This is a genomic window from Actinoplanes sp. CA-030573 (assembly GCF_050951115.1).
GTDB lineage: Bacteria > Actinomycetota > Actinomycetes > Mycobacteriales > Micromonosporaceae > Actinoplanes.
In genome coordinates, this window is sequence record NZ_CP192038.1 from 4,795,757 (window position 1) to 4,810,444 (window position 14,688).

Annotated in this window: 15 protein-coding genes; 8 read left to right on the top strand and 7 right to left on the bottom strand. The window is 74.1% G+C overall.

Annotated elements, in window-relative coordinates; all coding sequences use genetic code 11:
- Nucleotides 1-153 precede the first annotated feature (153 nt).
- Together ACQP2F_RS22245 and ACQP2F_RS22250 are read left to right on the top strand one after the other, a co-directional pair.
- Nucleotides 154-822: an NADPH-dependent F420 reductase gene (locus ACQP2F_RS22245; protein ID WP_433306975.1), complete on the top strand. Its 669-nt coding sequence runs from the start codon at nucleotides 154-156 to the stop codon at nucleotides 820-822.
- A 40-nt stretch (nucleotides 823-862) separates the two neighbouring features.
- On the top strand, nucleotides 863-2,365 hold the full coding sequence (locus ACQP2F_RS22250; RefSeq protein ID WP_433306977.1) for a diguanylate cyclase domain-containing protein: 1,503 nt from the start codon (nucleotides 863-865) through the stop codon (nucleotides 2,363-2,365).
- Here the strand turns inward: ACQP2F_RS22250 and ACQP2F_RS22255 are convergent.
- On the bottom strand, nucleotides 2,331-2,837 hold the full coding sequence (locus ACQP2F_RS22255) for an N-acetyltransferase family protein (protein ID WP_433306979.1): 507 nt from the start codon (nucleotides 2,835-2,837) through the stop codon (nucleotides 2,331-2,333). The genes ACQP2F_RS22250 and ACQP2F_RS22255 overlap by 35 nt on opposite strands.
- 56 nt (nucleotides 2,838-2,893) lie before the next feature.
- On the opposite strand from ACQP2F_RS22255, the gene ACQP2F_RS22260 reads away from it, so the two are divergent.
- The gene (locus ACQP2F_RS22260; protein ID WP_433306981.1) at nucleotides 2,894-3,376 is read left to right on the top strand and encodes a nuclear transport factor 2 family protein; all 483 of its coding nucleotides are present in this window, start codon (nucleotides 2,894-2,896) and stop codon (nucleotides 3,374-3,376) included.
- Between the two features lie 117 nt (nucleotides 3,377-3,493).
- Nucleotides 3,494-4,450 (top strand): NAD(P)/FAD-dependent oxidoreductase, encoded by a 957-nt coding sequence (locus ACQP2F_RS22265; RefSeq protein WP_433306982.1) that lies wholly within the window; start codon nucleotides 3,494-3,496, stop codon nucleotides 4,448-4,450.
- A 154-nt stretch (nucleotides 4,451-4,604) separates the two neighbouring features.
- Here ACQP2F_RS22265 and ACQP2F_RS22270 read toward each other — a convergent pair whose 3' ends face one another.
- The 3 genes from ACQP2F_RS22270 to ACQP2F_RS22280 are packed head-to-tail and all read right to left on the bottom strand — an operon-like array spanning nucleotide 4,605 to nucleotide 8,141.
- On the bottom strand, nucleotides 4,605-6,014 hold the full coding sequence (locus tag ACQP2F_RS22270) for a vanadium-dependent haloperoxidase (protein WP_433306984.1): 1,410 nt from the start codon (nucleotides 6,012-6,014) through the stop codon (nucleotides 4,605-4,607).
- Between the two features lie 49 nt (nucleotides 6,015-6,063).
- Complete coding sequence (locus ACQP2F_RS22275) at nucleotides 6,064-7,638, bottom strand: PH domain-containing protein (protein ID WP_433306986.1); 1,575 nt, start codon at nucleotides 7,636-7,638, stop codon at nucleotides 6,064-6,066.
- The gene (locus tag ACQP2F_RS22280) at nucleotides 7,635-8,141 is read right to left on the bottom strand and encodes a PH domain-containing protein (protein WP_433306987.1); all 507 of its coding nucleotides are present in this window, start codon (nucleotides 8,139-8,141) and stop codon (nucleotides 7,635-7,637) included. The genes ACQP2F_RS22275 and ACQP2F_RS22280 overlap by 4 nt, the downstream gene beginning before the upstream one ends.
- 117 nt (nucleotides 8,142-8,258) lie before the next feature.
- Here ACQP2F_RS22280 and ACQP2F_RS22285 point away from each other — a divergent pair, with 117 nt between their 5' ends.
- Nucleotides 8,259-10,736, top strand: coding sequence for an HAD-IC family P-type ATPase (locus ACQP2F_RS22285; protein ID WP_433306988.1), 2,478 nt, complete (start codon nucleotides 8,259-8,261; stop codon nucleotides 10,734-10,736).
- Nucleotides 10,737-10,828: 92 nt separating this feature from the next.
- Here ACQP2F_RS22285 and ACQP2F_RS22290 read toward each other — a convergent pair whose 3' ends face one another.
- The gene (locus tag ACQP2F_RS22290; RefSeq protein ID WP_433306989.1) at nucleotides 10,829-11,239 is read right to left on the bottom strand and encodes a VOC family protein; all 411 of its coding nucleotides are present in this window, start codon (nucleotides 11,237-11,239) and stop codon (nucleotides 10,829-10,831) included.
- Between the two features lie 76 nt (nucleotides 11,240-11,315).
- Between ACQP2F_RS22290 and ACQP2F_RS22295 the strand changes: the two genes are divergently transcribed.
- Together ACQP2F_RS22295 and ACQP2F_RS22300 are read left to right on the top strand one after the other, a co-directional pair.
- Nucleotides 11,316-11,741 carry an Rrf2 family transcriptional regulator gene (locus ACQP2F_RS22295; RefSeq protein ID WP_433306990.1) on the top strand — a complete coding sequence of 142 codons (426 nt, stop codon included), beginning with the start codon at nucleotides 11,316-11,318 and terminating at the stop codon, nucleotides 11,739-11,741.
- The gene (locus ACQP2F_RS22300; RefSeq protein WP_433306992.1) at nucleotides 11,738-12,322 is read left to right on the top strand and encodes an NIPSNAP family protein; all 585 of its coding nucleotides are present in this window, start codon (nucleotides 11,738-11,740) and stop codon (nucleotides 12,320-12,322) included. The genes ACQP2F_RS22295 and ACQP2F_RS22300 overlap by 4 nt, the downstream gene beginning before the upstream one ends.
- 7 nt (nucleotides 12,323-12,329) lie before the next feature.
- Here ACQP2F_RS22300 and ACQP2F_RS22305 read toward each other — a convergent pair whose 3' ends face one another.
- Nucleotides 12,330-12,860 (bottom strand): hypothetical protein, encoded by a 531-nt coding sequence (locus tag ACQP2F_RS22305; RefSeq protein ID WP_433306994.1) that lies wholly within the window; start codon nucleotides 12,858-12,860, stop codon nucleotides 12,330-12,332.
- Nucleotides 12,861-12,990: 130 nt separating this feature from the next.
- Entirely contained in the window at nucleotides 12,991-13,560 is a 570-nt protein-coding gene (locus ACQP2F_RS22310) for a helix-turn-helix domain-containing protein (RefSeq protein ID WP_433306995.1), read from the bottom strand.
- A gap of 48 nt (nucleotides 13,561-13,608) precedes the next feature.
- Here ACQP2F_RS22310 and ACQP2F_RS22315 point away from each other — a divergent pair, with 48 nt between their 5' ends.
- Nucleotides 13,609-14,406: a class I SAM-dependent methyltransferase gene (locus ACQP2F_RS22315; protein WP_433306997.1), complete on the top strand. Its 798-nt coding sequence runs from the start codon at nucleotides 13,609-13,611 to the stop codon at nucleotides 14,404-14,406.
- The last annotated feature ends 282 nt before the right edge of the window (nucleotides 14,407-14,688 follow it).

Sequence of the window (14,688 nt, forward strand, 5' to 3'; positions counted from 1 at the left end):
GGCGGCCGGGACGCGCGGGGCCGGCCGCCGCGAGCGACATCCCGGTGAGGATCATGCCGGTCAGCCCGCCTGCGAACCCATGATGCGGACAATAAGCTTTTCGTCACACCCTGGGCCGGGAAACGCGATCCGGTAGGCCGTGTTGGCAGCGGTATGACGACTGTGGGATTCATCGGGAGCGGGAACATCGGCGGCACCGTCGCGCGGCTGGCGGTGGCGGCCGGCTACGACGTGGTGGTGAGCAACTCGCGCGGGCCGGAGACGCTGGCCGAGCTGGTGGCGGAGCTGGGCGACCACGGCCGTGCGGCGACCGCCGAGGAGGCGGCGAAGGCCGGCGACATCGTGGTGGTGAGCGTTCCGTTCCACGCCCACGCCAAGCTGCCGGCCGAGGCGCTGGCCGGCAAGGTGGTGCTGGACACCGACAACTACTACGCGCAGCGTGACGGGCAGGTGGCCGAGCTCGACGAGGGCAGGCTGACCAGCGCCGAGCTGGAGCAGCGGCATCTGGGCACGGCCAGGATCGTGAAGGTCTTCAACAACATCTTCTACCGGCACCTGGGCTCGCTCGCCCGGCCGGCGGGCGCTTCCGACCGTACGGCGTTGCCGATCGCCGGCGACGACACCGAGGCCAAGAGGACGGCGGCCGCCTTCCTCGACGCGATCGGCTACGACGCGGTCGACGTGGGCACGCTCGCCGACAGCTGGCGGTTCGAGCCGGGACAGCCCGCCTACGGGCCGCCCTACGGCAGCTTCGAGGAACCGGCCGGCACCCCGGCGAGCGCCGCGAAGGTGCGGGCGGCCCTGGCCGAGGCGAAGCGCTAGCCCTCTCAAGTCGCGCGCCGGACCGCCGATTCTGGCGGTCATGCGCCTGCGGACCGCCCGAGTGCCCGTCGCGCACCTGCTGCTCGGTCTGCTCTACGCCGTGCTCCTGGTGCTCGCGACCGGTTCCCTGCGGCACAACGTCGCCGAGCTCGCCCGCGTGCTGTTCGGCCTGATCGGCCTGGTGGCCGCGGGCCGGGCGGCGCGCGGGCCGGGCCTGGCCACCCGCGGGCGCCGGGCCTGGACGGCGGTCGCGGTCAGCTTCGCCGTGCTGGTGACCGCCCCGCTGCTGCGGCTCGCGCTGCACCGGGTCGGCATCGAGGCCGCCGACGACGTCACCCATGTGGCGTTCGTGCTGGCCCTGCTGGTCGCCCTGCAGATGTTCCCGGCGGCCCGCACCACGCGCCGGGAGCGCTGGAAGTCGGCGATCGACGCCCTGACGGTGCTGGTGGGCGGCTCGATGGTGCTCTGGTACACGTCCTTCGGCCCGTACGTGGAACGCCATGGCTTCTCCGCGACCGTGGTGGTCTCGGCCGCCCTCTATCCGATGGGCGACCTGGCGCTGCTGTTCAGTGTGGCCCGGGTGCTGCTGCGCGGCGCCGGCGACGCGGCCCGGCGCCCGCTGCGCTGGCTGGCGGCGGGCGCGATGGTGCTCTTCGCGGGCGACGCGCTGCACGGTCACCTCGACGGGCACGGCCCGGTCCAGCTGCACTCGCCGTGGCAGTTCATCTGCTGGATCACCGCCGACGCGCTGCTGGCGGCCGGTGCGCTCTTCGCGGCCGACGCCCTCGGGCCGGGCCGCCGCGCCTCACGACCCTCGCGCGACGTGCGGCGCCATCTGCGGGCGGCGCGTTTCCTGCCGTACGCCGCGGTGGCCGTCGCCCACATCCTGATGCTGGGCGCCGCGGTGTCCGAGGGCACGTTCTTCCCGTGGGGCGGCCTGGCCGCCGGGAGCGCGCTGCTGAGCGCGCTCGTGCTGTGGCGGCAGACGCTGGTGCAGCGGGAGAGCGACGAGCAGGCGGTCACCGACCACCTCACCGGCCTCGCCAACCGCAGCCGTTTCCGCGCCACCGACGCCCGCTCGCTGGCCCGCGCCGCCCGCACCGGCCGGCACAGCGCCGTCCTGGTGATCGACATGAACGGCTTCAAGGAGATCAACGACACGCTCGGCCACAAGGCCGGGGACCTGGTGCTGATCGAGTTCGCCGCGTTGCTGCGACGCTGCGTGCCCGGGCCCGGACTGCCGTGCCGGCTGGGTGGGGACGAGTTCGCGGTGGTCCTGCCCGACCTCGACGACCCCGGGCGGGCGTACGAGGTGGCCGGCCGCATCGCCGCCGAGCTGGCGCCGGTGGTCGTCGCCGGCCGGCTGGTCGAGATGGCGGCGAGCATCGGCGTGGCCGTGTCGGGGCCGGGCGAGCTCACCCACGACGAGATCGTGCACCGCGCCGACCTGGCGATGTACCGGGCCAAGAAGCACGCGCCGCAGACCCGCTGGGCGGCGTGGCAGGAGTCTATGGAACCGGCCGCCGAGCCGGTGGCGGCGTGATCTTGCGCAGCATGGTGTCGGAGCCGCCGTGGCGCCCGGCCACCTCGAACCCGGCCCGCTCGTAGAGGCGCCGCGCCGCGTTCCCGTCCTCGACGCTGAGGCTCAGCCCGCGGACGCCGCTCTCCCCGGCCCGCCGGATGATCTCCGCCAGCAGAGCCGACGCCACGCCCCGGCCGCGCGCCCGCGGGAGCACGCCGATGGTCAGCTCCGGGATGTCGGGGGCGACGAACCCGTAGCCCGCCCGCTCGGCCGGCAGCGCCCGTCCCCACACCGCGCCCACCGGCTCGCCCTCCTCGTCCAGCGCGATCACCCCGAGGTCGCCCGGGCCGGGGAACCCGTCGACGTAGCGCCGGGCCGCCGGATCGCTCCGCACCCAGTCGAGCGTGAACCGCGGCTGCGACCAGTTGAACGCCTCGAGCAGGATCCGCTCCAGGAACGGCAGATCGGCCGCGCCGGCCGGCCTCATCGTCATCGCAACGATGGTAGTGCGCACAAACGCCCGGCCCGTCTCGTCGGGTGGGAGTGATGATGACCGAGTTGCAAGCCCTGGCCGACCGGGTCGAGATCGAGGCCCTGCGCGGCGAGTACTCCGACGCCGTGATGATGCGTGACTACGACCGGATCGCCGCGCTGTTCACCGACGAGGGCGTGCTGCGCATGCCGAACGTCCCGGTCGAGCTCGACGGGCCGGCCCAGATCCGGGCGTGGGGCGAGCGCGTCCCCGCGGTCGTGGAGTTCCTGCTGCAGACCACGCACGCCGGCGTCATCGTGCTGGACGGCGACGTGGCCACCGGGCGCGCGTACCTGCATGAGCTAGGCCGCCTTCGCGACGGCCGAGGCGAGCAGAACTGGGCCGTCTACCACGACCGGTACCGCCGGACGCCTGCCGGGTGGCGCTTCGCCGAGCGGGTCTACGAGGTGCGCTACCGCGACGAGAGCCCGCTGGCCGGATCCACCGAGTCGGGCCCGGTTGTGGACGGCGGTCGGGGAAATGTCGTACCGGGGTCGTAGAGTCCGCCCCACCCACAACGGGTGGGGTTTGCGTCGGCACCGGCGTTTGCCGCAATGGCAACGGAGCTTGCCGCCTCGCGCGCCGCCGCGGCATGGTCGTCCGCGGAGGTGGAGACGATGTCCGAACTGCTGGAACACGCCTACGAGGTGGTCGTCGTCGGCGGGGGAGCGGCCGGCCTCAACGGCGCCCTCATGCTCGCCCGCTCGCGCCGGAGCGTGCTGGTGATCGACGCGGGACAGCCGCGCAACGCGCCCGCCGACGGGGTGCACGGCCTGCTCGCCCGGGACGGCATGCCGCCGCGGGAGCTGGTCGAGCGGGGCCGGCGGGAGGTACGCCACTACGGCGGCCAGGTGATCACCGGCGAGGTGGTCGGCGCGACCCGGAACGCGACGGCTTTCGACATCGCGCTCGCCGACGGCCGCCACGTCGCCGCCGGCCGGCTGCTGATCACCACGGGGCTCGTCGACGAGCTGCCGGACGTGCCCGGTCTGCGCGAGCGCTGGGGCCGCGACGTGGTGCACTGCCCGTACTGCCACGGCTGGGAGGTGCGCGACCAGCCGATCGGCGTGCTCGCCACCGGTGCCGCGTCGCTTCACCACGCGCTGCTGTTCCGGCAGCTCACCGACGACCTGATGTTCTTCCAGGACACCCAGCCCGACCTCCCGGAGGAGCAGGCCGAGCAACTGGCCGCCCGTGGCATCACGCTGGTGACCGGCGCGGTCGACGGCCTGGAGATCAAGGACGACAAGATCGAGGGCGTACGCCTGGCGTCCGGCACCGTGATCCCGCGGGCGGTCGTGGCGGTGGCCAGCCGGATGGTCGCCCGGGCCGGCTTCCTGACCGATCTGGGTCTCGAGCCGGTGCCGCACGCCTCGGGCATGGGCGAGCACATCCCCGCCGACCCGGCCGGGCGCACCGCCGTCCCCGGCGTCTGGGTCGCCGGCAACGTCACCGACTTGTCCGCGCAGGTGGGCAGCGCCGCCGCGGCGGGCGCCCTGGCCGGCGCCCAGATCAACGCCGATCTGGTCGCCGAGGAGACGCGCCGCGCGGTCGAGGCGTGGAGGAGCGCCTGAGCTGCTCTCCGGGCCGTCTCGTCCTCGGCCGTCCCCACCCGTCCCCGGCCGTCCCCGGCCGTCCCCACCCGTCCCCACCCGTCCCCACCCGTCTTGGGTGGGCCGCACGGTACGGTCCACCTACGACAATTCCTCGAGGACTGTCCACAGGGGCCTACAGCGGCCGCCCGTCCCAGCGGGACAGCGCGGCCAGCGCCGCCCGCCGTCCGACGGCCGCACCCACCTGGTCGGTGTTGCGGAAGTGCACGCCCTCCCAGACGCGGGCGTCGATGTTGTCGCGGGTCAGCTCGGACCACTGCCGGTACGTCAGCGTCACGTCGGCCGCCGCGGGGCTGGTCAGCGTGAAGGCGGCGCGCGGCGGGCCGGCCAGCCGCTCCAGCACGGCCTGGGCGGCGCCCGCGTAGGTGGTGTGGCCGGACGGGTACTCGGGGTGTGCGGGCGTGGCGAGCAGCGGCGTCCACGACGGGTCGGGGGCCACGGCGCCGGTGCGGATCGCGGTGACCGGCCGCCAGAACAGGTCGCGGTACTTCGCCTGGTAGGTGGTGATCTGGGCGTCGATCGTCGCCGCGTGGAACAGGGCGATCAGCGCGATCCGCTGGACGAGCGGGCGGCGGTCGGCGGCATGCGAGCCGTTCGGGGCGAGGGTCGTGCGCAGCGCGCCGGTGAAGCCGTTGAGCGACGTCTGCGCCCAGAAGCGGGCCACCGCCGTCTGCTGCGGCGTGCGTACGGCGCTGTCGGCCGCCCCGACCGCCCGCGACTCGGCCAGGTCGCGCAGGAAGATCTCGCTGTCGATGGCTGGCGGCGGGCCCGGCAGCAGCGGCGTCACCGAGCGCACCAGGAACGGCCGCCCGTCGCCCTGCCCGGACTGGACCGGCGTGGCGAAGGCGGGCGGGGTCGGCTGCCATACGCCGGGCGCGGCCGCCGGCGGGGTGTACGGCCGGTTGACCGAGGCCGGGTCGAGCCCGTCGCCGGCCCGCTCGGCGAGCACCGCGCGGGCGGCCTCGACACCGGCGGCGACGGCCCGGTCCGGGCGCCGGGCGTGCAGCCGGGCCGCCGTCGCGGCGAAGGCGGCGTCCAGCGTGGACGCGGCGGCCGGGTTGGTGGTGATCAGGGTCTCGTGCACGGCGGCGGCCACCGCGAGCTCAGCGTCGGCGAGGGGGAAGGCACCGGCGGAAGGGGAGGCGGCCGCGGAGGCGGAGGCGGCCGCGGAGGCGGAGGCGGCCGCGGAGGCGGAGGCCAAGGCGGAGGCGGAGGCGGAGGCCAAGGCGGAGGCGGACGCGGAGGCCAAGGCAGAGGCGGAGGCGGAGGCGGAACCGAGGGCGGAGGAGGACACGCCGGGCCGGATGGCGGCGACCGCGCGCCAGGCGGCGCTCCAGGCGACGGCCCACGTGCGGCTGTTGGTCACCTGCTGCGGGCCGGTGATGACGCCGATCGTGGCGGCGGTGAGGTCGAACCACTCGAGCAGGGTGTCCACCCGCGGGGCGGCGGCGCTCGCGGTCGGCGGGTTCAGCAGGGTGGCGGCGCCGGCGCCGGCGGCGGTCGCCAGCACGGCACGGCGAGACATTCGCATGGATGAGTGCACGAGCTGACCGTAGTGCACATCTCCCATGGGCTCAATAGGAAAGGAACTGCTCGAGCAGACCGGGCACGGCGGCGCGGGCCACCCGGATCGCCTCGGCGTCGGGGACGTCGGGAACCGCGTAGCTCTGCCGTCCGCCGGCCGTGGTGGCGACCAGCGTGGTCAGGCCGGCCCGGCGCTGGAACACCGACGTGGTCATGTTCCAGCCGATCACCGCGTCGGTCCGCAGCACGTACCGCCGGCGCACCAGGCTCCCGTGCCGGCTGACCAGCCAGTCGCCGGTCAGGGCGTGGCCGAGCGCCGCCGCCCGGTCGGCGGCCAGCAGGGCGCCGATCGGCAGCAGCGCGAGCGTCGTCCAGAAGGCCCACCACGGCGTGCCGGCGAGAAGCACGAAGGCCAGCACGACGAGGGCAAGGAGGGTGCTGACCGTGCCGGCCCGGGTGAAGCGGCGCCGGCGGGCCCGGGCGCCGTGCGGGATCAGGGCCGTGGTGAGCGGGTCCGGGTCGCCGATGACGGTGCCGCCCACCGCGGCCGCCACGGCCCGCGGTGCGGGCGGCAGCAGGATCGAGCCGCCGCGGTCGGCGCCCCGGCCCACGCGCAGGCCGGTGGCGATGGCCAGGACCCGGGCGCCGCGCACGGAGCGGAGCAGCAGCGGCTCGCTCAGCTCCACACCGCGCAGCCGGCGCTCCTCGATCGTGGTGTTGCGGGTGGTGAGCAGGCCGCGCCGTACGTGCAGGGTGCCGCCGGCGTGGCGGCTCAGCCGGAAGTTCCAGAACGTCAGCACGTAGCCGATGGTCGAGGCGATCACGGTGAACACGACGACGGCCGCGGCCACCAGCAGGATCGCCACCGGCAGCGGCCGCCGGCCCAGGTAGTCGAGCGAGTCGTGGACGTAGCCGACCTTGGTGACGTCGACGTGGCTCTCGTTGACCAGCCGCGAGCCGATGCCGAACAGCACGCCGATCGCGACCAGGCCGGAGAGCGTGAACGGCCCGTAGCGGATCCAGGCCGGATCGAGGACCGCCAAGGCCGTCTCGGCGACCGGAGACGGAGACGGAGACGGAGACAGAGAACGAGACGGAGACGCAAACGGAGACGGAGACGGAGACAGGCGAGACGCCGCGACCGGCCGATGCAGCAGCTCGCGGTGCAGGTTCTCGGCGGCGGCCGCGCTCAGGCCGTCCAGCTTCACGCCGTCGTTCCGGCGATCGGTCTGCCCGGTGCCGACGGTGACCCGGGCCAGGCCGAAGATCCGGTGCAGCACGTTCGAGGTGACGTCCACGGTGCGGATCCGGTCGCGCGGGACGGTCAGCACCCGGCGGCGCAGCAGGCCGCGGCGGACCTGCACGTGGGTCGGGGTGATCCGGAACGAGGTGGTGAAGTAGCGCAGGAAGCCGAGCCCGATGCCGAGGCCGCCGATCGCCAGCGCCCACCAGCCGCCCTCGCCGCCGTCGCCGCTGCGCACGCCGATCAGCACCGCGACCAGCGGGAAGATCAGCCGTCGCAGCTCCATCACCGGGTGCACGGCCAGCATCCGGGGGCTCAGCCGGCGCCACGGCTCGCCGGCGTCGCGTACCACCTCCTCGGCGTTCTCCATCGCGGTGGTCATGTCGCGTCCCCGGTGGTCTCGCCGACCCGGGCGGTCAGATCGGCGACCAGGCGGTCGGCGTCCCGCGCGGCCAAGCCGTCGATCTTGATGGGGCCGGCCGCCGAGGCCGTCGTCACGGTGACGTTGGCCAGCTTGAACAGCTGCTCGATCGGCCCCCGCTCGCTGTCCACGGTCTGCACCCGGGAGATCGGTGCGATCCGCCGCTCCTGGCTGAGCCAGCCGGTCTGGGTGTACACCGCGGTGTCGGTGGCCTCCCAGCGGTGCACCCGGTAGCGCCACTGCGGCATCACCACCAGGTGCACGGCCGCCAGCACCAGCCACGCCGCCGCGACCAGCAGGTGCGGGAGCCGCCCGCCGTCGCCGTCGGCGAACCACCAGATCACCTGGGGCACGAGCAGCACGATCCAGAGCACCGCGGCCCGGGCCGCCCAGTACCACAGCGCGCGCGGGCTGACCCGGTTCATCGGCGGGCGCAGCCGCACCACATCAGGTGTCGTCGTCACACCTCTCACAGTGGCATCCGCACTCCAGCGCGCGCCCCGACAAATGTCATGGATCGGCGGCGCACGTCCGCCGGGAAAGCCCCGAAACCGGACTCACCGGGCGGTAGGGTGCTGACAGTGCAGACCGCCGTCGAGGGGTTGACCACCGCCGAGGCCGAGCGGCGCCGCCGGCGCGGGGAGTCCAACGCGCCGGTCAAGGGCGGGTCCCGAGGCTACGCCGACATCCTGCGTACCAACGTGCTCTCGTTCTTCAACATCATCCTGTTCGTCATCGGCGCCGTCCTGCTGGCCATGGGTCGTTTCAGCGACGCGCTGATCAGCGTCGGGCTCGGCCTGATCAACGCGGTGATCAGCGCGGCCCAGGAGATCCGGGCCAAGCGCAAGCTCGACCGGCTGCAACTGCTGGAGCGGGCGCCGGTGACGGCGCTGCGCGACGGGCGGGAAACCCCGATCAACCCCGATGCGGTCGTACGCGGTGACGTGCTCCGGGTCCGGCCGGGCGACCAGATCGTCGTCGACGGGCCGCTGCTGGACGGCGGCCGGGTCGAGGCCGACGAGTCGTTGCTGACCGGGGAGTCCGATCCGGTGGCCAAGGCTCCCGGGGACGACCTGCGGTCGGGCAGCCTGTGCGTGGCGGGGGACGGCCTGATGGTGGCCCGCGACGTCGGGGCGGCCAGCTACGCGGGCCGGCTCACGGCCGAGGCCCGGCGGGCGAGCACCGACAAGACGCCCCTGCAGCGGCGGGTGGAGTTCCTGGTCCGGCTCGTGATGGCGCTGACCACCCTGATGAGCGGCGCGATCCTGGGTCAGGCGGCGATCGAGGGGTTCTCGCTGCTGCGGGTGGTGCAGATGACCGCGGTGCTCTCCGGTCTCGTACCGTATGGCCTGTTCTTCCTGATCGCCGTCGCCTACACCGCCGGGGCCGCCGCGATCGCCCGCCGCGGCGCCCTCGTGCAGCAGGTCAACGCCGTCGAGTCGGTGAGCAATGTGGACGTGGTCTGCACCGACAAGACCGGCACCCTCACCACCGGCCGGCTCACCGTCGAGTCGCTGCACCCGGTCGGCGGCGTCACCCGGCACGACCTGGAGCTGCTGCTCGGCTCGCTGGCCCGCAGCGCGGGCACGCCGAACCTGACCACCCAGGCGCTGGCGCTGGAGATGCCCGGGCACGCCTGGCGCGTCCGCGAGGAGGTGCCGTTCGCGTCGTCGCTGCGCTGGTCGGGGGTGGTGGCCGCGGAGGGGACCTGGGTGCTCGGCGCGCCGGACGCGCTCGGCTTCGTCGACGAGGTGGTCATGGAGCTGGCCGGGCGCGGTCTCCGCGTACTGCTGCTGGCTCGTCCGGTGGAGGACGGCGCGCGACTGCGCGACGGCGCCGGACGCACCACCCTGCCCGCGCTGAAGCGGGTCGGGTTCGTGGCGCTCGCCGACGAGTTGCGGCCCGACGTCGTGGATACGGTCCGGCGGCTGCGGCGCAACGGGGTCGCCCTGAAGGTGCTCTCCGGCGACGATCCGCGAACGGTGGCGGCGATCGCGGCGCGGGCCGGCCTCGACCCCGCGGAACCGGTCGCCGGCGCGATGCTGGACGGGCTCGACGACGCCGCGCTCGACCGCCTGGTGCCGCACACGACGGTCTTCGGGCGGGTGGCGCCCGAGCACAAGGAGCGGATCGTCCGGTCGCTGCGCCGGCAGGGCCACTACGTCGCGATGATCGGCGACGGGGTGAACGACGCCCGCGCGCTCAAGGGCGCCCAGGTCGGCGTCGCGATGCGCAGCGGGAGTGCGGTCACCCGGGACGTCGCCGACATCGTGCTGGTCGACGACTCGTTCGCGGCGCTGCCGCCGGCCCAGCAGGAGGGGCGGCGGATCATCAACGGCATCGCGATGTCGCTGTACGTGTTCCTGGCCCGGGTGGGCACGCAGGGGCTCGTGATCGTGACCGTCACGATGCTCGGGCTCGGCTTCCCGTACTCGCCGACCCAGGTCGGGCTGACCCTGTTCACCGTCGGCGTGCCCACGTTCTTCCTCACCATGTGGGCCGAGCCGCGGCCGCCGGACACGAACCTGTTCGCCGGGCTGGCCGGCTTCGTCATCCCGGCGGCGGTGATCACGGCAGGGTTCGGCACGGCCATCTACGCCGGCCTCTACGAGGCGGTCATGATCGGGTTCAGCTCCGGCCGTACGCCCGCGGAGGTCATCGGGGAGTTCGAGAAGTACACCGGCCTGACGTACGGGAGTGACACCGACTTCACCGCGGCCGCCGCCACGATCGCGTCCCAGACCGGGCTGTCGACGTTCTTCTGCCTGGCCTCGTTCGTGCTGATCCTCTTCCTGGCGCCGCCGAACAAGTTCTTCGCGGCCTGGACGGCGCCGACCCCCGACCGGCGGCCGACCTACCTGGTGTGCGGTCTCGCGGTGGCGTTCGGCGCGGTCCTCTTCGTGCCGGCGCTGTACACCTACTTCGGTCTGGCCGGCCCGTCGCGGCCGGTGTTCGCGGTCGTGCTGCTGATGCTGATCGTCTGGTTCGCGGTGCTGAGCCTGGCCTACCGGCTGCGCCTGCTGAACCGGGTGCTCGGCCTGGACCGGCTGCGCTCCTGACACGTCGGCGCGCCCCGGCGAGCGCCGCCGGTCCCGCTCCGGGGACCGCCCGGCTCATCGGCGCGGCGGGCCGCTCCGGGGGCCCGCCCGGCTCACCGGCGCGGCGGGCCGCTCCGGCGCAGCCCGCTCACGCAGAAGCGGTTTCCCTCGGGGTCGGCGAGCACGACGTAGGGCGGCTCCTCGGGCCGCTGCCCGCCCGGCTCCGGGTAGTGCGGCCAGTCGACCCGCCGCGCGCCCAGGCCGAGCAGCCGCTCCACCTCGGCGTCGAGGTCGGTGTCGCCGGCGTCGATGTCCAGGTGGACGCGGGGAAAGTCCTCGGCCGGACTCTCGCTGACGTCCATGGCGATGGCGCTGCCGGTCGCCCCGGGCGGCGGGCCGATCACGATCCAGTCGTCGCCGTCCCACCGGGGCGGCCGGCGGACGTACCCGAGCGCCCGGCTCCAGAACCGGCCGGCGCGCTCGGGATCCTGCACGCCCAGGGAGATCTGTGCGATCGCTGCCATCGGCCCATCGTAGGAGAGCGGCGGCGTTGTAACAGAAACTGTTGCTTTCAGGCGCCGGGCCGGGAAGACTGTCGCCGTGGCGGCCAACAGCAGGGTGACGATCGCGGCCCACGCGCTGGCGTGGCTCGAGCTGGCCCGCCGGCAGGGGCGGGCGGTGCTGACCTCCGACGAGGTGGCGGCCAGCGTCAACACCAATCCGGTCATCGTCCGGCGCAGCCTCGGCGACCTGCACCGGGCCGGCCTGGTGACGGCCCGCCGCGGCGCCGGCGCGGGCTTCTCGCTCGCCCGCCCGGCGGCCGCCATCACGATGCTCGACGTCTGGTCGGCCGTCTCGCCCGAGCCGCTGCTGGCCCTGCATCACACCGAGCCCAACCTCGAGTGCCCGGTCGGGAACGGGATCCGCCCGGTGCTGGCCGGCCTCTACGAGGAAGCCACCGACGCGTTCCGGTCGGCCCTGGCCGGCCGGAGCATCGCCGACGTACTGGAAAGGATCCTCGCATGATCGTCGAACTGCGCTCCTACGCCCTGCGCCCGGGCCGCCGCGACGAGCTGATCGCGTTGTTCGACCGCGAGTTCGTGGAGACCCAGGAGGAGCTGGGCATGGCGGTGCTGGGCCAGTTCCGCGATCTCGACCGCCCCGACCGGTTCGTGTGGCTGCGCGGGTTCGCCGGCATGCGGTCCCGGCGCGCCGGCCTGGAGGCCTTCTACGGCGGCCCGGTGTGGGCGAGGCACGGCCCGGCGGCGAACGCGACGATGCTCGACTCGGACGACGTGCTCCTGCTGCGCGAGATCGTGCCGGTGCCGGTGTCCGTACGCGGGGGCGCCGATCCGGCCTCGACCCTGCACGCGACCATCTGGTACTTCGACGGCCCGTTCCCCGATCCGTCCGTCCGCCCCGCCGGCACCGTGGCCCTGCTCGCGACCCATCACGCCGCCAACGATTTCCCCGCGCTGCCGGTGCGTGAGGGTGAGCACGCGCTGGTGTGGCTCACCCGGTCTCCGGTGGAGAGGGAGGCGCCGGACGGGGTGACGAAGACCGAGCGCCTCCGTCTTGCCCCCACCCGGCGTTCCTCTCTGTACTGACGGCCGGCTATTTCGCCGTCACGTCGACCGTGACGGTCCAGCTCTGCATGCTGTGGCAGGTCGGTGTCGTGCCGTGTGCCGGGCACACCGCCCGCGACGACGAGAGGGTGGCCGAGCCCGGCGCGACGGCCTTGTAGCGCCCGCGCGTGGTGCCGCGGACGCTCACCGCCGTCTGCGGCCGCACCTGCAGCGGCCGGCCGGACTCGCGGATCGCGCGCCACCACGTGGTCGCGTCCGGGTTGGCGCGCGGGTCAAGCCGGAGCCGCACCAGCACGTACTCGCCCTTGTGCACCCGAACGTGCTTGCCGTTGTCCGCGGTGGTCACCGTGATGGTCCGCCCGGCCGCGGCCGGGCGCGCAGCCGGCTTGTGTGCGCCCGGCTTGCTGTGGGTGGTCGTGCTGTGCGTGCCGGGCTTGTGCGTGGCCGACGCGTGGGGGGCCGGGTTGTGCGCGACGCCGGCCATGGCCGGTGCGGCGGCGAGCGCCGCCGGGACCGTGACTGCCGCGATCGCGAGCGCGATGCGCTTCTTGGATGTCATGCCGAGACAACCTCGTGACGGAAGTTCCGATATGGGCGGTCGGAGCTGTCACCCCGGCGCGCCATGCGGTTCGCCGGTCACCCGGGCGAGCCTGAGTGCCCGCTGTGGGTGCAGCCCACGCGGCCGGTCGTCAGTCTCCGGCCGGGCCCAGATGCGTACGCTCGCCGTCGTGGTCGAGGATGCACAGGATCTCGGCCGGCCCGCCGGCCGCGCCGAACGCGTGCGGCACCATCGTCGAGAACTCGGCCGCCTCGCCCGCCCGCACCAGCACCGTCCGCTCGGCCAGCCGCAGCACCACCGTGCCGGAGAGGACCGTGAACCAGTCGCGCCCCGGGTGCACGCGCAACGCCGGGTGGGCCGGCCGGGTGAGCAGCATCTTCGCCACCCGCATGCCGGCCGGGTTGCCCTCGCGGGAGAGCAGCCACGTGGTGATGCCGCGCTCGTCGTCGCGGTGCGGGCGGATCACCACGTCCTCGTCGCGGCCCGACTCCACCAGCTGGTCGAGCGTCGTACCCAGCGCGCGGGCGATCGGGGCCAGCTGGTCGAGGGCGATCCGCCGGTGCCCGGTCTCGATGCGGCTCAGCGTGGAGGGGCTCAGGTAACTGCGGGCGGCCAGCTCGTCCAGCGACCAGCCGCGCGCCACCCGCAGGCTCCGGATCCGCTGCCGGACCAGGGTGTCGAGCTCGCCGTCTTGCGTCATACGCAAGAGCCTATGTCGTACGCGCAAAGGCCCGCTACCGTCGAGCCCATGGCACACCAGCATCTGGCCGACCTGCTCGACCTCGACATCGACGTCCTCCACGACTACCACCGGGCGGTGATCGGCTGGGCCGGCTCCCTGGTCCCGGACCGTCCCCGCATCGTCGACCTCGGTGCCGGCTCCGGCGCGGGCACGCTCTCGCTGGCCCGGCTGCTGCCCACGGCCGAGGTCACCGCGGTGGACGTCGACGAGGAGATGCTCGACCACCTGCGCCGCCGCGCGGCCGCGACCGGCGTGGCCGACCGGGTCCGTACGATCCGCGCCGACCTCGACGGCGAGTGGCCCGCACTCGGCCCGGCCGACCTGGTGTGGGCGTCGGCATCGATGCATCACCTGGCCGACCCGGCCCGCGCCCTGACCCGGGTGCGCGACGTCCTGCGCCCCGGCGGCGCCTTCGTGGTCACGGAGATGGACTCGTTCCCGCGCTTCCTGTCCGGTACCGCCGACGCGGCCTTGGAGGACCGGCTGCACGAGGCGGCGGCCCAGCGCCGGCACGAAGCCGGCCTGCACATGGGCCTGGACTGGGGCGCCCGGCTGAAGGCAGCCGGCTTCGAGCTCGACGGCGAGCGCCGCTTCGACATCAAGTTGCCGAGCCCTCTGCCGGCGAAGGCGGTCGACTACGCCCGGGCCACCCTCGAGCGCGCACGGCACGGCCTGGCCGACCAGCTCGACGCCACCGACCGTGCCGCCCTGGAGCGCGTCATCACGACGCTCCCCGAGCGCGAGGATCTGACGGTCCACGCCACCCGCGACGTGTGGACCGCCCGGCGCCCGCAGGCCGGCTGAACCACCGCCACGGCGGGCGGGCGCGCGGAGTCGGCTGGTTCCGCCGGGCCGATCCGTCGAGGCGGCCCATCGGCGGGCTCCCGCCGCAAGCTCCCGCGGCGAAAGGCGCGCCCGCCGCCTTACCGGACCCCACCCGTAACTGGGTGGGGCGAGGCTAGCGGCCCGGTACGACAAAATCCGGCCGCCATCCACAATGCACCCGGGCGCGAACCCAGGACACCTCAATCCCGGTGCCGGATCCGGAGAAACCGGCTAGTCTTGATCGCATGATCCAGGGAGACG

Excerpts from the sequence above, each read along its gene's own strand:
- ACQP2F_RS22310 (WP_433306995.1), bottom strand. The coding sequence starts at position 13,560 with ATGACGCAAGACGGCGAGCTCGACACCCTGGTCCGGCAGCGGATCCGG.
- ACQP2F_RS22290 (WP_433306989.1), bottom strand. The coding sequence starts at position 11,239 with ATGGCAGCGATCGCACAGATCTCCCTGGGCGTGCAGGATCCCGAGCGC.
- ACQP2F_RS22275 (WP_433306986.1), bottom strand. The coding sequence starts at position 7,638 with ATGACCACCGCGATGGAGAACGCCGAGGAGGTGGTACGCGACGCCGGC.
- ACQP2F_RS22245 (WP_433306975.1), top strand. The coding sequence starts at position 154 with ATGACGACTGTGGGATTCATCGGGAGCGGGAACATCGGCGGCACCGTC.
- ACQP2F_RS22305 (WP_433306994.1), bottom strand. The coding sequence starts at position 12,860 with ATGACATCCAAGAAGCGCATCGCGCTCGCGATCGCGGCAGTCACGGTC.
- ACQP2F_RS22270 (WP_433306984.1), bottom strand. The coding sequence starts at position 6,014 with ATGTCTCGCCGTGCCGTGCTGGCGACCGCCGCCGGCGCCGGCGCCGCC.
- ACQP2F_RS22300 (WP_433306992.1), top strand. The coding sequence starts at position 11,738 with ATGATCGTCGAACTGCGCTCCTACGCCCTGCGCCCGGGCCGCCGCGAC.
- ACQP2F_RS22265 (WP_433306982.1), top strand. The coding sequence starts at position 3,494 with ATGTCCGAACTGCTGGAACACGCCTACGAGGTGGTCGTCGTCGGCGGG.
- ACQP2F_RS22315 (WP_433306997.1), top strand. The coding sequence starts at position 13,609 with ATGGCACACCAGCATCTGGCCGACCTGCTCGACCTCGACATCGACGTC.
- ACQP2F_RS22250 (WP_433306977.1), top strand. The coding sequence starts at position 863 with ATGCGCCTGCGGACCGCCCGAGTGCCCGTCGCGCACCTGCTGCTCGGT.
- ACQP2F_RS22260 (WP_433306981.1), top strand. The coding sequence starts at position 2,894 with ATGACCGAGTTGCAAGCCCTGGCCGACCGGGTCGAGATCGAGGCCCTG.
- ACQP2F_RS22255 (WP_433306979.1), bottom strand. The coding sequence starts at position 2,837 with ATGACGATGAGGCCGGCCGGCGCGGCCGATCTGCCGTTCCTGGAGCGG.